Origin of the sequence: Streptomyces lateritius (assembly GCF_014649715.1) — a bacterium.
GTDB lineage: Bacteria > Actinomycetota > Actinomycetes > Streptomycetales > Streptomycetaceae > Streptomyces > Streptomyces lateritius.
This window is the reverse complement of the sequence record NZ_BMTO01000008.1, coordinates 114681-129355: the sequence shown is the minus strand read 5'-3', so window position 1 is coordinate 129355 and position 14675 is coordinate 114681. Positions and strand designations below refer to the sequence as shown.

Below are 14675 nucleotides of genomic sequence, written 5' to 3'. Positions count from 1 at the left end.
CGCACGGCTTTCAGCGCCGGACGGCGCTTCAGCGTCCCATGAACGGCTGGTCCGTCGGGACGATGTCCTTGCCGAGCGGGAGGAGCGAGACCGGGACGAGCTTGAAGTTCGCGATGCCGAGCGGGATGCCGATGATCGTGACGCAGAGCGCGATGCCGGTGGCGATGTGGCCGAGCGCCAGCCACCAGCCCGCGAGCACGAGCCACAGCACGTTGCCGACGCAGGAGGGGGCGCCCGCGTCGCGCCGGTCCACGACCGTGTAGCCGAAGGGCCAGAGGGCGTAGACGCCGATCCGGAAGGCGGCGAGGCCGAAGGGGATGCCGATGACCGTGATGCAGAGCAGGGCGCCCGCCAGCAGATAGCCGAGGAACATCCACAGGCCGCACAGGATCAGCCAAATGACGTTGAGGATTGTCTTCACGGTCGGTGACCTGCCATCTGTTCGAGTCGGGAGATGCGCTCCGCCATCGGCGGGTGCGTGGAGAACATCCTGGACAGCCCCTGACCCGGGCGGAAGGGGTTCGCGATCATCATGTGGCTGGCGGTCTCGATCCTCGGCTCGGCCGGCAGCGGCAGCTGCTTGGTTCCCGCTTCGAGCTTGCGCAGGGCGCTGGCGAGGGCGAGCGGGTCGCCGGTGAGCTGGGCGCCGGAGGCGTCCGCCTCGTACTCGCGGGAGCGGCTGATCGCCAGCTGGATGACGGAGGCGGCGACCGGGCCGAGGATCATGATCAGGAGCATGCCGAGCAGGCCCGGGCCGTCGTCGTCGCTGGAACGGCCGACCGGGATCAGCCAGGCGAAGTTGACCAGGAACATGATCACGGAGGCGAGGGCTCCGGCGACCGAGGAGATCAGGATGTCCCGGTTGTAGACGTGGCTCAGTTCGTGGCCGATGACCCCGCGCAGTTCGCGCTCGTCGAGGAGCCGCAGGATGCCCTCCGTGCAGCAGACGGCGGCGTTGCGCGGATTGCGGCCGGTGGCGAAGGCGTTCGGCGCCTGGGTCGGCGAGATGTAGAGCCGGGGCATGGGCTGGCGGGCCTGGGTGGAGAGCTCACGCACCAAGCGGTAGAGCCCGGGCGCCTCGAACTCGCTGACCGGGCGGGCCCGCATGGCGCGCAGGGCCAGCTTGTCGCTGTTCCAGTAGGCGTACGCGTTGGTGCCGAGCGCCACGACGAGCGCGACGATCAGCCCGGTACGTCCGAAGAAGCTGCCGATGACGATGATGAGGGCCGAGAGCCCTCCGAGGAGTACGGCGGTCCTCAGCCCGTTGTGCCGGCGGTGCACGGTACGCCCTCCAAGTGGTGCGGCAGGGGAACCCTTTGCTCGGTGGTGGTGTCCACTCGTCCAGTGGAACCTCCCGTACTGGTCAACGCCAGGCGGGAGGTACGGGTTCCCTGGGCCGTACCGGGGGCGGCGGGCGGGCGGTGTGGGCCGAAGGGGTGAGTTGGGGGGCGTGGGTCAGAAGAGGGTGTTCGCGGCGAAGCGGAGCGCGAACTGCGGGTAGCCCGACAGCACGACGCCGACGACGGCGGCCAGCACGATCGCCAGGGTGACGGGGGCCGGCACGCGGGCGTGGGCCGTGTCCACCTCGGCCCGGGGCGCCCGGAAGAGCACCGCCGTCCACCGCAGGTAGTAGTAGAGGCCGATCACGACGTTGACGCCCATGACCACGGCCAGCCAGCCGAGGCCCGCGTCGACCGCCGCCGAGAAGACGGTGACCTTGGCGAAGAGGCCGATGACGCCGGGCGGCAGACCGGCCAGGTTGAGCAGGAAGAAGCCCATGGTGAGGGCGGTGAGCGGCCGGGTGGCGTACAGGCCGCGGTAGTCCTCGACGCGGTTCTCAGGGTGGGTTCGGGCGACCAGCACGACCACCGCGAAGGCGCCGAGGTTCACGACGGCGTACATCAGTGCGTACGCGACGGTGGCGCCGATCTGGTCGTCGCTGGAGTACGCGGCGGCGGCGATCGGCACCAGGAGGTAGCCGGCCTGGGCGACGGAGGACCAGGCGAGCAGCCTGACCGCGCTCCACGCGCGCGTGGAGACCTGGCGCAGGGCCGCCACGTTGCCGACGGTCATGGTGAGTGCCGCCAGGACGGCGAGCGCGGGCCCCCAGACGTCCGCGTAGGAGGGGAACGCGACGACGGTGACCAGGATGAGGCCGGTGAAACCGACGGCCTTGCCGACCACGGAGAGGTAACCGGCGACGGGCAGCGGGGCGCCGACGTAGGTGTCGGGGACCCAGAAGTGGAAGGGGACGGCGGCCGTCTTGAAGGCGAAGCCGACCAGGGTGAGGGCGACGCCCGCCCGGGCGAGGGTCCCCAGCTGGCCGGGGACGCCGTCGAGGCGCTGGGCGATCTCGGTGAGGTGCAGGGTTCCGGTCGCGGCGTACACGAAGCTGACGCCGAGCAGGGTCACGGCGGTCGCGGTGACCGAGGAGAGGAAGAACTTCAGCGCGGCCTCGCTGGAGCGGCGGTCGCCGCGGCGCAGACCGACCAGCGCGAAGGCGGGCAGTGAGGCCACTTCGAGGGCGACGACCAAGGTCGCGAGGTCGCGGGAGGCGGGCAGCAGCGCGGCACCGGCGGCCGAGGAGAGCAGCAGGAACCAGTACTCGCCCGCCGGCAGCTTCTCCTTGGTGTCGGCGAGCGACAGGAGGGCGGTGAGCAGCGCCCCGCCGAGCACCAGGAACTGGAGGACCAGGGTGAAGTGGTCGGCGGTGTAGCTGCACACGGCGGGGTCCGTCGTGAGGCAGAAGGTCGAGCGGTCGCCGGCGCGCAGCGGGACGAGCAGGGCGATCGAGGCGACGAGCCCGGCGATCGCGGTCCAGCCGAGGAGCTGCTTGCGCGGCGCCGGGACGAAGAGATCGGCGACGAGCACGGCCAGCGCGACCAGGGCCGTGAGGGTGGGCGGCGCGATCGCGAGCCAGTCGACGGACTGGATGAGGCTGGCGGCGGTAGGGGTCACTGCTTGCCTCCGGCGAGGAGCTGCTGCACGGCCGGGTCGGTGAGGCCGAGGAGGACCGCGGGCCACAGTCCGGCGAGGACGGTCAGGGCGACGAGGGGAGTCCAGGCGGCGAACTCGTACCCCTGGACGTCGGCGATGGGGCTCTCGCCGGTGGGGCGGGGGCCGCCCATGCACACGCGCCGGACGACGACGAGGAGGTACGCGGCGGTGAGCAGGGTGCCGAAGGCGCCGATGGCCGTGAAGGTGAGGAAGGCGGGGCGGCTGAGGCCCACGGCCGGTTCGAAGGCGCCGAACAGGGCGAGCATCTCGCCCCAGAATCCGGCGAGGCCCGGCAGGCCGAGGGAGGCGACGGCGGCGAAGGCGAGCAGTGCGCCGAGGCGCGGGGCGCGGCCGTAGAGGGCGGCGCCGGTCGCGCCCGCGAGGGTGTCGAGGTCCGCGGTGCCGTACCGGTCCTTGACCGCGCCGACGAGGAAGAAGAGGAGGCCGGTGATGAGGCCGTGGGCGATGTTGGCGAAGAGCGCGCCGTTGACCCCGGTGGGGGTCATGGTCGCGATGCCGAGGAGGACGAAGCCCATGTGGCCGACGGAGGAGTAGGCGATGAGGCGCTTGAGGTCGCCCTTGCCGCCGGTCTTCGCGAGTGCGAGGCAGGCGAGCGATCCGTAGATGATACCGACGACGGCGAGGGCGGCGAGGTACGGGGCGAAGAGGCGCATGCCGTCCGGGGCGACCGGCAGGATGATGCGGACGAACCCGTACGTGCCCATCTTCAGCAGCACGCCGGCGAGGAGGACCGAACCGACGGTCGGGGCGGCGGTGTGGGCGTCCGGGAGCCAGCTGTGCAGCGGCCACATCGGGGTCTTCACGGCGAGCCCGATCCCGATCGCGAGAACGGCGATGACCTGCACGGATGTGGTCAGTCCGCGGCCGTTGTCAGTGGCCAGTGCCACCATGTCGAACGTGCCCGCCTTCAGGCCGATGAGGAGCAGGCCGAGCAGCATGACGACCGAACCGAGCAGCGTGAAGAGGATGAACTTCCAGGCGGCTGCCTGCCTGCCCTCGCCGCCCCAGCGGGCGATGAGGAAGTACATCGGGATGAGGACCATCTCGAAGGCCAGGAAGAACAGGACGAGGTCGAGGACGGCGAAGGTGGCGAGCGTGCCGGACTCGAGGACGAGCAGCAGGGCGACGAACGCCTTCGGGGACGGGCCGGAAGGCATCTTGAAGTAGCTGTGGAGCGCGCAGAGGAAGGTCAGCAGCGCGGTCAGGACCAGGAGGGGGAGGGAAATGCCGTCGACGCCGAGGTGGATGCGCACGTCGAGTGCGGGGATCCACGTGATGTCCGTGCTCGCCTGCATCTTCGACGGCTGGGCGTGGTCGAAGCCGAGCGCGAGGACGATCGCGGCGACGAGGATCGCGCCGGTGACGGTCACGCCGTGGCGGAGCACGGCCTGGTCGGGCGACTTCCCCTTCAGTCCGGGCGGGGCGGGGAGGAGAGCGGCGGCGGCGCCGAGGAGCGGCCCGACGACGATCAACGCGAGAAGGAACTGCATCACGGATTCGCTGATATCGATCACGGCTCACGCTCCGGCGGCGACGTTGGCGAGGACGACGGCGGCGATCGCCAGGACGACGGAGCCGGCCAGCAGGGCGCTGAGGTAGGTCTGCACGTTGCCGGTCTGGGCTCGGCGGACGAGCCACCCCAGCCAGTTGGTGCCGGTGCCCGCACCGCGGACGTAGGTGTCGACGACCTCGCGGTCCAGGAAGCGGACCAGGGAGGCTCCGGCCTGGACGGGGCGGACGAACAGCGTCCGGTAGACGGCGTCCAGGTGGAAGCCGGTTGCCGCGTGGCGGTGCAGGGGTCCGAGGAGGACACGGCCGGGGTCGGCCGGGTCCGGAGCCGAGGCGATGTCGCCGTAGGCGGGGGCGTGGCCGGCGATGGCCTCGGCCTCGACGAGACCGGCGCCGCCCTCGGGGTGGGCGGCGACGGCGCCGAGCGGGGTGCGGGCCGCGAGGGCGCGGGTGCGCTGCCAGACCGCGTAGGTGACCAGGGCGCCGACGACGGCGATGCCGGTGCCGAGGACGGCGGTCGTGACGGTCGGGGTGAGGGCGTGGCCGTCGAACCAGTCGTCGAGGTAGGTGACGCTCAGCCCGAAGCCGAGGGAGGGGACGGCGAGCACCCACAGGACGGTGGTCATGGCGAGCGGCTGACGGCCGTGGTCGGGGGCTTCGGCGCCCCGGCCACGGAAGGCGAGCAGCCAGAGACGCATCGCGTAGGCGGCGGTGAGGAGCGCGGTGAGCAGGCCCGCGACGAGGACGGTCCAGCCGGCCCCGGCGGGGGCGACGGTCCGGTCTCCGAGGGCGGTGTGCTCGGCGGCCACGAGGACGGCTTCCTTGGAGAAGAAGCCTGCGAACGGCGGGAGCGCGGCGAGGGCGAGGAGGGCGACGGTCATCGTCCAGTACGCGTCGGGGATCCGCCGGGTCAGGCCGCTCATCCGGGACATGGCCGAGAGGGAGTTCGTACCGGCGGCGTGGATGACGGCGCCGGCGGCGAGGAAGAGGAGCGCCTTGAAGGCACCGTGGGACAGGAGGTGGAAGACGGCGGCGCCGCGGTCGCCGACGGCCAGGGCGCCGGCCATGTAGCCGAGCTGGCCGATGGTCGAGTAGGCGAGGACCCGCTTGATGTCGTCCTGGGCGAGCGCGGCGAGGGCCGAGCCGACCATGGTGATCGCGGCCATCACGGCGAGCACGGTCAGGGCGGCGGAGGAGGAGGCGAAGACGGGGAGGAGCCGGGCCACGAAGTAGATACCGGCGGCGACCATCGTCGCCGCGTGGATCAGCGCCGAGACGGGGGTGGGGCCGGCCATCGCGTCGGGGAGCCAGGTGTGCAGCGGGAACTGCGCGGACTTGCCCGCCACACCGGCGAGGAGCAGCAGGGCGATCAGCGTGGGGTGGTCGAGGCCGTCGCCGGCGACCGCGCCGAGGATCCCGTCGATGCGGAAGGTGCCGGCGTCCGCGGCGAGCGCGAACAGTCCGATCAGGAAGGGGACGTCGCCGAGCTTGGTGACCAGGAAGGCCTTGAGGGAGGCGGCGCGCGCCTCGGGGGTCTCCCAGTAGTGGCCGACGAGGAAGTACGAGCAGATGCCCATGATCTCCCAGCCGACCAGGAGCACCATCAGGTCACCCGAGTAGACGACGAGCAGCATCGCGGAGGTGAAGAGGGAGACCAGCGCCGCGTAGGAGGGGTAGCGCGGGTCGTCGCGGAGGTATCCGGTCGAGTAGATCTGCACGCAGGTGGCGACCACGCCGACGAGGACGGCGGCGAGGGCCGCGAAGCCGTCGATGTGCAGGGCCAGGTCGATGGGGACCGAGCCGGTGGGGGTGAGCTGGGTGGCGGCCTCGATGGTCTTCCCGCCGCCCTGCCGGGCGGCGACGAAGACGGCGAGGACGGCCGCGGCCAGCGTCGGGAGGACGGCCAGCGGGCGGACGAAGCCGGGTGCTCGACGGCCGAGGAGGAGGCCGGCGGCGGAGCCGAGGAAGGGGAGGAGGGGGACGAGGACGGCGAGGGTCGTGGTGGTCACGCGGTGGCCTCGGCCTTCTCGCCGGCGGCCGCGGGGGCCTCGCCGGGCGCGGGGGCGCTCTCGTCGGTCTCGGCCGTGTCCCGGAGCCGGTCGACGTCCGAGCTGCCTCGGTTGCGGTAGACCATCAGGACGATCGCGAGACCGATGCCGATCTCGGCGGCGGCGATGGCGATGATGAAGAGGGTGAAGGCCTGGCCGGCGTGGAGGGTGTCGCGGAGCCAGACGTCGAAGGCGACCAGGTTGAGGTTGACGGCGTTGAGCATCAGCTCGACGGACATCAGGACCAGGATCGCGTTGCGGCGGGCGAGGACGCCGTAGAGGCCGACGCAGAAGAGCAGGGCGGCGAGGACGGCCGGGTAGGCGAGATGCATCAGCGCGGTCCTTCCTTCTCGCCGGTGTTCTTGCGGGACAGCACGATCGCGCCGACCAGCGCGGCGAGCAGGAGGACGGAGAGGGCCTCGAAGGGCAGCACCCAGTACCGGAAGAGGATCTCGCCGGACGCCTTGGTGGAGCCCTGGGCGGGTCCGTCGAGGTCGATCCAGGTCGTACGGAAGGCGTCGACGACGACCCAGACGAGTGCGGCGGCCGCGGCGAGCGCGACCACGAGGGCGACCGGGCGGTTGCCCGAGTCGGCGTCCGGGGAGCGGCCGATGGGGGCCTTGGTGAGCATGAGCCCGAAGAGGAGGAGGACGACGACGGAGCCGACGTAGATCAGCACCTGGACCCAGGCGATGAACTCGGCGGTCAGCAGCAGGTAGGCGACGGCGAGGCCGCCGAGCGTCACGACCAGCCAGAGGGCGGCGTGGACGAGCTGCCGGGTGGTGACGGTGACGACGGCCGCGCCGAGGGTGACGAGGCCGACGAGGAGGAAGGCGATCTCGACGCCGGAGGGCGAGAGGAAGCCGGGGCTCTGGGCGGCGAGGATCACGCGGGGCCTCCCTCTGGGGTGCCGGGGACCTGGGGGCCGGGGTTCTGCGGGCCGGAGTTCTCGGGACCGGGGGCCTGCGGGGCCTGGGCTGCTGCCGCTTCGGCCGCGGCCTGGGCGGCGGCCTGCTTCTCCATCGCCTTGCGGGCGGCGGCGATCTCCTTCGGCTCCTCCGCTCCCGGGTCGAGGGCGGGCGGCTCGGGCACCGTCCACATCCACTCGCGGAGCTTGTCGCGCTCGTGGGTGAGTTCGTGGATGTCGGTCTCCGCGTACTCGAACTCGGGCGACCAGAACAGCGCGTCGAACGGGCACACCTCGATGCAGATGCCGCAGTACATGCAGAGGGCGAAGTCGATCGCGAAGCGGTCGAGGACGTTGCGGCTGCGCTCACGGCCGCCGGGCGTGGCGGCCGGCATCGTCTCCTTGTGGGAGTCGATGTAGATGCACCAGTCGGGGCACTCGCGGGCGCAGAGCATGCAGACGGTGCAGTTCTCCTCGAACAGACCGATGACGCCGCGGGTACGGGGCGGGAGCTCGGGCTGCTTGTCGGGGTACTGCGCGGTGACGGTCTTCTTCGTCATCGTGCGGAGCGTGACGGCCAGGCCCTTGGCCAGGCCGGAACCGGGAAAGGAACGGGGCCGCCCGGAGGTCGTCGACGAGGGGCGGTGGTCGGGAGACGCGGTGGGCATTACTGGATCGCCACCTTCACGATGCCGGTGAGCGCGATCTGCGCGAGGGCGAGCGGGACGAGGGTCGTCCAGGCGAGCTTCTGGAGCTGGTCCTCACGCAGGCGGGGGTACGAGACGCGGAGCCAGATCACGAGGAAGGCGAGGACCGCGGTCTTGAGCAGGGTCCAGACCCAGCCGAGACCGTCGGCGCCGAACGGGCCGTGCCAGCCGCCGAGGAAGAGGACGGTGGTCAGTCCGCAGAGGACGACGATGCCGGCGTACTCGGCGAGCAGGAAGAGCGCGAAGCGGAGGCCGGTGTACTCGGTGTACGCGCCGAAGATGATCTCGGAGTCGGCGACCGGCATGTCGAACGGGGGCCGCTGGAGTTCGGCGAGGCCGGCGACGAAGAAGACGAGCGCGCCGACGATCTGCCAGGGCAGCCACCACCACTCGAAGGCGTTCAGAATGCCGGGGAGGGAGACCGTGCCGGCGGCCATCGCGACGGAGGCGGCGGCGAGGAGCATCGGGAGCTCGTAGGCGAGGAGCTGGGCGGCGGTGCGGAGCCCTCCGAGGAGGGAGAACTTGTTGGCGGACGCCCAGCCGGCCATGAGGCTGCCGAGGACGCCGACGCCCATCACGGCGAGGACGAAGAAGATGCCCGCGTCGACGACCTGGCCGACGGCGCCTTCGCTCGGGCCGATGGGGATGGCGACGAGGACCAGGAGGTACGGGAGGAGGGCGACGGCGGGGGCGAGCTGGAAGACGCGGCGGTCGGCGTTGGCCGGGACCACGTCCTCCTTCTGCGCGAACTTGACGCCGTCGGCGACGAGCTGGGCCCAACCGTGGAATCCGCCGGCGTACATGGGGCCGAGGCGGCCCTGCATGTGGGCCATGACCTTGTGCTCGGTCTGCCCGACGACGAGGGGCAGGACGAGGAAGACGGCGAAGACGACGAGCAGCCGGAGGGCGACGTCGAGTGCGTCGTTCACGCGGGATCGCCTCCGGCGGGGTGGGTGGGCGGGGTGTCGGTCGGGGTGTCGGTCGGGTCCGCGTCGGATGCGGGCGCGGCTTCGTCGGCGGCCGGCTCCGCGTCGGGCGTGGGCGCGGCTTCGGCCGATTCGGCGTCGGGAGCTGCGCCCGGCGCCGGGTCCGCTTTCGGCGGGGGCGCGGGGGTCTGCTCCGGCGCAGGCTCCTTAGCCGGTACGTGGCCGGTCGCGGCGGGCTTGTCCTCGAACGCGGGGCGGGCGTGGTGCCACGGAGCGTCCGAGCTTCGGGGGCGTGGCGACGGGGCGGGCCCGGCGGGAGCGCCGCCCTGACTCACCGAGCCGTCGGCAGCACTCCGCGAACGCCGCGGCGCCCGTGGAGGGGTGCCCTGGCCCGCGGGGCCTTCGGCCTCCGGGGTCGCCGGAGGCTCGCCCGCCGGCGAGGCCGGCTCGGCGGCCGGCTCCTCGGCGCGCTGGGTCGCCGAACCCTCCCCGGCGCGCCGCGCGCGGCGCGCCGGGGCGGCGGGTGACGCCTCGGGGGCCTCGCCTGCCGAGCCCTCACCCGCGCTGGAGGGGGAGCCCGCTCCTGGCGCATCGGGGGCCGGACGGGTGGTGGTCCCGGTCTCCGCAGCCGGGGTGGCCGACTCCTCGCCCGCGCCGCCGGCGGGGGCAGCGGCTGCCGCCTCGGCCGCCTGGCTCGCCGAGCCTTCCGCCGCAGTGCGGGCGCGACGGGCCGGGGTCGGGGCCGTCTCGGCCGCCTGGCTCGCCGAGCCTTCCGCCGCCGTGCGGGCGCGACGGGCCGGGGTCGGGGCCGTGTCGGAGGACTCCGCTGCCGGGCGGGCGCGGCGGGGCGGGCGGTCGGTTGTGGCCGCTCCCGTCGCGCGGGCGGGGCGGGTGGGGGCAGGGGGGAGTTGGCCCTTGAGGGGGCCCCATTCGTTGGGGTCGGGGACGCCCGGGGGGAGCATCTGGCGGCGCTTGGGGCCGCCGTGCCCCGCACCCGCCGCAGGCTCCCCCGGCTCCTTCGCGCCCGGCCACGCCTTCACGACCCGGGCCGCGAGCACGAAGTCCTTGCGCAGCGGGTGGCCCTCGAAGTTCTCCGGCAGGAGCAGCGGGACGAGGTTTGGGTGGCCCGTGAACTCCACGCCGAACATCTCGTGCGTCTCGCGCTCGTGCCAGGCCGCGCCCGCGTAGACCTCCACGGCCGTCGGCAGGGAGGGGGCGGCGTGCGGGACGGTGGTCCGGACCAGCAGACGACGAACCGCGCCCGCCTCCAGCGCCGCCACGTGCGCGCAGACCCGGAAGCCCGTGCCCGGCTCGTCGACCGCGCTCAGCCAGTCGAAGTAGGTGCAGCCCAGCACGTCGCGGGCGGTCTCCAGCGCGGCGATCCACGAACCCGCCGGCACGTCGACCGTCAGCAGGTCGTACGCCCGTTCCGCCGTCGCCTCCGCGCCGAAGATCTCCGTCACGGCGTCGGGAAGGGTGTCGTAGGCGTTCACGCGGTGCCTCCCGGCGGCGGCACCAGACCGCTGGTCAGCTGGGAGACCGAGGCGGCAGCGCCGTACCGCTCCCCCAGGCTCTCCCGCGCGATCTTCTCCTGAAGCTTGAGGATGCCCTGGAGAAGCGCTTCAGGACGCGGCGGGCAGCCCGGCACGTACACGTCGACCGGGATGATCTGGTCGACGCCCTTCGTCACCGAGTACGAGTCCCAGTAGGGCCCGCCGCAGTTGGAGCAGGCGCCGAAGGAGATGACGTACTTGGGCTCGGGCATCTGCTCGTACAGCCGCTTCACCGCCGGTGCCATCTTGTCCGTCACCGTGCCAGAGACGATCATGAGGTCGGCCTGGCGCGGCCCGGGCGCGAAGGGGATCACACCCAGCCGGATGAAGTCGTGACGGGCCATCGACGCGGCGATGAACTCGATCGCGCAGCAGGCGAGCCCGAAGTTGAAGACCCAGAGGCTGTAGCGGCGGCCCCAGTTCAGGACCACCTTCATCGGCTGGGGGGCCAGTCGGGCCAGGGGCCCCAGCGTGGGGGCCGGCAGGGGAACCGGGTTCGGAGTCGGGGTCACGTCCATGCCAGGACGCCCTTCTTGTACGCGTAGAGCAGTCCCACGGCCAGGAAGCCGAGGAAGATGAACATCTCGACGAGGGTCGCCGCGCCGTAGCCGGGTGCGGCGAAGACGGTCGCCCAAGGGAAGAGGAAGATCGAGTCGACGGCGAAGATCACGTAGAGGAAGGCGTACACGTAGTAGCGGACCTGGGTGTGGGCCCAGCCCTCCCCCACCGGGTCGACACCGCACTCGTACGTCAGCAGCTTCTCCGGCGTCGGCACGACGGGTCGCAGCAGCCGGCCCGCGCCGAAGGCCACGGCGACGAAGAGCACTCCGAGTACGGCGAGCAGCCCGACGACCGAGTACGTCTGGAAGTAGTCCGCCGCGAGTCCCGCCCGTACGGTCGGTTCCGGCACGTCCACCCTCGCTTCCTGCCCGTTTCGGCTGTCTGTACGCAGGGAGTCTAGGCCCTGATAAAGAGGCGGTAAGCGGCCGTGTCACGAAGTGAGCACCGCGTCGGGCCGAGGCGTGGCCGAGGCGCGGTGGAGGTGCGGTGGAGGCGGGGTCGAGGCGCGGCAGGACGCGAACGCAGGGGGGATATCCCTACTCCGGCTCACCCACGAACCCCATGGCGTGCGGTCACCGCCGACCGGCAGGCTTGGCCCATGAGCGTCGACACCGAGACCCCGCTACCGCCCGCGCGCCTCACCTACGGCCGGCACACCTGGAAGGAGGTCTCCTTCCTCCTCGCCAATCTGCCGTTCGCGCTGGTGGGGTTCGTGTACGTGGCGGTCTCGGTGCTTCTCGGCGTCGGCCTGTCGGTCACGGTGATCGGTCTGCCGCTCCTCGCCCTCGGTCTGGCCGGCGCGCGCGGCCTGGGGCGGGCCGAGCGGTCCCGGGCCCGGGGCCTGCTGGCGGTACGGGTGGAGGAGCCCAGTCCGCTGCCCCGCCGGCACGGCTTCCTCCCCTGGCTGTGGACGGCGCTGAAGGACCCGGTCGCGTGGCGGACGGTGCTGTACATGTTCATCCGGCTGCCCTGGGGGATCGTGACCTTCACGATCACCCTGGTCTCGCTGATCGTCCTGTGGCCGGTGCTTCCCTTCGTCGCCCGTGGTCTGGCCAACGCCGACCGGGCCATGGTCCGCGGACTGCTCTCGCCCTCGGACGAGCTGGAGCGGCGCATCGCCGAGCTGGAGACGGACCGGGGCGTGGTCGTGGACACCGCCGCCGCCGACCTGCGGCGCATCGAGCGCGATCTCCACGACGGCGCGCAGGCCCGGCTCGTCGCCCTCGCCATGGGCCTCGGCCTGGCGAAGGAGAAGCTCCTCGAGGACCCGGAGGCGGCCGCCGCCATGGTCGACGAGGCGCACGGCGAGGTGAAGCTGGCGCTGCAGGAGCTGCGCGACCTGGCGCGGGGCATCCACCCGGCGGTCCTGACCGACCGGGGGCTCGACGCCGCGCTGTCGTCGATCGCGGCGCGGTGCACGGTGCCGGTGAAGGTGACCGTCGATCTGACCGAGCGGCCGGCGGAGGCCATCGAGGGCATCGCCTACTTCACGGTCTCCGAGCTGCTCCAGAACGTCTCCAAGCACGCCCGGGCGCGTTCCGCCTCGGTGGAGGTGTGGCGCCGGGAGGACCGGCTGCTCCTCCAGGTACGGGACGACGGGCGCGGCGGGGCTCGGCTGGACGGCGGGACGGGGATGGCGGGGCTCGCGGAGCGGCTGGGGGCGGTCGACGGGCTGTTCGTCCTCGACTCCCCGGAGGGCGGGCCGACAACCGTGACGGCGGAACTGCCGTGGCGGGCCCGAGCGAAGACTTAGGTCGTGTCCGGAAGGTAGCGCCGTCTGCCCGCAGGGCAGGGCAGGGCCCGCCGCGTCCGGTGCGTGCGATCGCAAGACGGAGGGTCGCCCTCGTACCGGGCGCACTCGGGTGACCCCGACAACGCGGCGAGCGAGCGGGCCGGGCGACGCGATCCCGGCAAGATCCACAAGACACCCCCCAGCCGCCCCGCCGAGCCCGCAGGTAGGGAAAACCCCCGGCCGTAGACGCCCACCTCCCTCATGGCCCACGGCGCGCCCGCGCGGAAGGCTTGAGGCACCACCCCGTCCCTCGTCTCCTTCGGCGTTCCTCCGAGTCCTCCGCGTTCCTCCGAAGTTCCTCCGATCAGAAACGGACACCAGCGATGGCCACCCACCGCCTTCCCGTCGCGATCCGCGCGCCGTTCGAGGCCCGCACCTGGCGCGAGTTCGGCCATCTGCTGCTCGGACTGCCGCTGAGCTGCCTCTACTTCGCCCTCTCCATCGCCATGGTCTCGGCCGGCGCCGGCCTGCTGATCACCTTCCTGGGCATCCCGGTCCTGGCCGGCGGTCTGGCGATGTGCCGCGGCTTCGGAGCGGTGGAGCGGGCCCGGGCGCGCGGGCTCGGGCTCGACGTCTCCGCGCCGGCGCCGGTGCGGGGGCGTACGGGCGGGGCGATGTCGTGGATGGGCGCGATGCTGAAGAGCGGGGCGTCCTGGCGTCACCTGCTGTACGCGGTCCTCCACATGCCGTGGGCGGTCTTCGCCTTCTCCGTGTCGGTGGCGTTCTGGGTCTGGGGCTGGGCCCTCTTCACGTACCCGCTGTGGCAGTGGGTCTTCCCCATGTACGCGGGACAGGACGGCATCCAGCTGTACGGCGACGGGACGCACGACTTCTACCTGGACTCGCCCTTCGAGATCGCCGTCACCAGCGGCGTCGGCCTGCTCTTCGTCCTCGCCGGGCCGTGGATCATCCGGTCGCTGACCGCCGTGGACCGGCTGATGGTCCGCGGGCTGCTGGGGCCCTCGCGGCTGGCGACCCGCGTCACCGAGCTGGAGTCGGACCGGGGCGTGGTCGTGGACACCGCCGCGGCCGACCTGCGGCGCATCGAGCGCGATCTGCACGACGGGGCGCAGGCCCGGCTGGTCGCCCTGGCCATGGATCTGGGGCTGGCGAAGGAGAAGCTGACCGAGGACCCGGAGGCGGCGGCCCTCATGGTCGAGGAGGCGCACGGCGAGGTGAAGACGGCGCTGCGGGAGCTGCGGGACCTGGCGCGGGGCATCCACCCGGCGGTCCTGACCGACCGCGGCCTGGACGCGGCGCTGTCGGCGGTCGCCTCCCGCTGCGCGGTCCCGGTGTCGGTGGAGGTGGATCTCCCGGGCCGGCCCGCGCCGGCGATCGAGGGCATCGCCTACTTCACGGTCTCCGAGCTGCTCCAGAACGTCTCCAAGCACGCCGGGGCACGCTGCGCCCGGGTGGAGGTGTGGCGGACGGGTGACCGGCTGATGCTGCAGGTCAGGGACGACGGCCGGGGCGGGGCGGACATGGCGGCGGGCAGCGGCCTCGCCGGGCTCACTGAGCGTCTGGACGCGGTCGACGGCATCCTGGCGATCGACTCCCCGGAGGGCGGCCCGACGACGGTCACCGCGGAGCTTCCCTGGCGATGACGCCCCCGTTCCGGGCAGGCGTCGCCCACCACCCGCGGGGCCGGGTGCCA

The 14675-nt window shown here is 72.6% G+C and carries 14 protein-coding genes; 2 read left to right on the top strand and 12 right to left on the bottom strand.

Annotated features, from left to right (window positions below; all coding sequences use genetic code 11):
- Positions 1-28 precede the first annotated feature (28 nt).
- From IE136_RS17820 to IE136_RS17765, 12 genes are all read right to left on the bottom strand, one after another.
- A complete protein-coding gene (locus IE136_RS17820) occupies positions 29-421 on the bottom strand; it encodes a YccF domain-containing protein (RefSeq protein WP_158989277.1) in 393 nt (130 codons plus the stop codon).
- Complete coding sequence (htpX, locus tag IE136_RS17815; RefSeq protein ID WP_189600842.1) at positions 418-1281, bottom strand: zinc metalloprotease HtpX; 864 nt, start codon at positions 1279-1281, stop codon at positions 418-420. Before htpX ends, IE136_RS17820 begins: the two co-directional genes overlap by 4 nt.
- Positions 1282-1455: 174 nt before the next feature.
- Entirely contained in the window at positions 1456-2958 is a 1503-nt protein-coding gene (locus tag IE136_RS17810) for an NADH-quinone oxidoreductase subunit N (protein WP_189600841.1), read from the bottom strand.
- The gene (locus tag IE136_RS17805; RefSeq protein WP_189600931.1) at positions 2955-4508 is read right to left on the bottom strand and encodes a complex I subunit 4 family protein; all 1554 of its coding nucleotides are present in this window, start codon (positions 4506-4508) and stop codon (positions 2955-2957) included. Before IE136_RS17805 ends, IE136_RS17810 begins: the two co-directional genes overlap by 4 nt.
- Before the next feature lie 27 nt (positions 4509-4535).
- Entirely contained in the window at positions 4536-6536 is a 2001-nt protein-coding gene (locus IE136_RS17800) for an NADH-quinone oxidoreductase subunit 5 family protein (protein WP_158989271.1), read from the bottom strand.
- On the bottom strand, positions 6533-6907 hold the full coding sequence (gene nuoK / locus IE136_RS17795) for an NADH-quinone oxidoreductase subunit NuoK (protein WP_158989269.1): 375 nt from the start codon (positions 6905-6907) through the stop codon (positions 6533-6535). The genes IE136_RS17800 and nuoK overlap by 4 nt, the downstream gene beginning before the upstream one ends.
- Positions 6907-7464 carry an NADH-quinone oxidoreductase subunit J family protein gene (locus tag IE136_RS17790; protein WP_158989267.1) on the bottom strand — a complete coding sequence of 186 codons (558 nt, stop codon included), beginning with the start codon at positions 7462-7464 and terminating at the stop codon, positions 6907-6909. Before IE136_RS17790 ends, nuoK begins: the two co-directional genes overlap by 1 nt.
- Entirely contained in the window at positions 7461-8150 is a 690-nt protein-coding gene (locus IE136_RS17785) for a NuoI/complex I 23 kDa subunit family protein (protein WP_158989265.1), read from the bottom strand. The genes IE136_RS17790 and IE136_RS17785 overlap by 4 nt, the downstream gene beginning before the upstream one ends.
- A complete protein-coding gene (locus IE136_RS17780; RefSeq protein ID WP_158989263.1) occupies positions 8150-9118 on the bottom strand; it encodes a complex I subunit 1/NuoH family protein in 969 nt (322 codons plus the stop codon). The genes IE136_RS17785 and IE136_RS17780 overlap by 1 nt, the downstream gene beginning before the upstream one ends.
- Positions 9115-10608 (bottom strand): NADH-quinone oxidoreductase subunit C, encoded by a 1494-nt coding sequence (locus tag IE136_RS17775; protein ID WP_189600840.1) that lies wholly within the window; start codon positions 10606-10608, stop codon positions 9115-9117. The genes IE136_RS17780 and IE136_RS17775 overlap by 4 nt, the downstream gene beginning before the upstream one ends.
- Positions 10605-11186, bottom strand: coding sequence for an NADH-quinone oxidoreductase subunit B (locus IE136_RS17770; protein ID WP_158989259.1), 582 nt, complete (start codon positions 11184-11186; stop codon positions 10605-10607). Before IE136_RS17770 ends, IE136_RS17775 begins: the two co-directional genes overlap by 4 nt.
- The gene (locus IE136_RS17765; RefSeq protein WP_189600930.1) at positions 11177-11578 is read right to left on the bottom strand and encodes an NADH-quinone oxidoreductase subunit A; all 402 of its coding nucleotides are present in this window, start codon (positions 11576-11578) and stop codon (positions 11177-11179) included. Before IE136_RS17765 ends, IE136_RS17770 begins: the two co-directional genes overlap by 10 nt.
- Positions 11579-11827: 249 nt before the next feature.
- Here IE136_RS17765 and IE136_RS17760 point away from each other — a divergent pair, with 249 nt between their 5' ends.
- On the top strand, positions 11828-12982 hold the full coding sequence (locus IE136_RS17760) for a sensor histidine kinase (protein WP_189600839.1): 1155 nt from the start codon (positions 11828-11830) through the stop codon (positions 12980-12982).
- A 362-nt stretch (positions 12983-13344) separates the two neighbouring features.
- Entirely contained in the window at positions 13345-14625 is a 1281-nt protein-coding gene (locus IE136_RS17755; protein ID WP_189600838.1) for a sensor histidine kinase, read from the top strand.
- Positions 14626-14675 lie beyond the last annotated feature (50 nt).

What these genes read in the sequence shown, in the direction of transcription:
- nuoK (WP_158989269.1), bottom strand. Translation starts at nt 6,907, where the DNA reads ATGCATCTCGCCTACCCGGCCGTCCTCGCCGCCCTGCTCTTCTGCGTC.
- IE136_RS17805 (WP_189600931.1), bottom strand. Translation starts at nt 4,508, where the DNA reads ATGCAGTTCCTTCTCGCGTTGATCGTCGTCGGGCCGCTCCTCGGCGCC.
- IE136_RS17755 (WP_189600838.1), top strand. Translation starts at nt 13,345, where the DNA reads ATGGCCACCCACCGCCTTCCCGTCGCGATCCGCGCGCCGTTCGAGGCC.
- IE136_RS17785 (WP_158989265.1), bottom strand. Translation starts at nt 8,150, where the DNA reads ATGCCCACCGCGTCTCCCGACCACCGCCCCTCGTCGACGACCTCCGGG.
- IE136_RS17770 (WP_158989259.1), bottom strand. Translation starts at nt 11,186, where the DNA reads ATGGACGTGACCCCGACTCCGAACCCGGTTCCCCTGCCGGCCCCCACG.
- IE136_RS17760 (WP_189600839.1), top strand. Translation starts at nt 11,828, where the DNA reads ATGAGCGTCGACACCGAGACCCCGCTACCGCCCGCGCGCCTCACCTAC.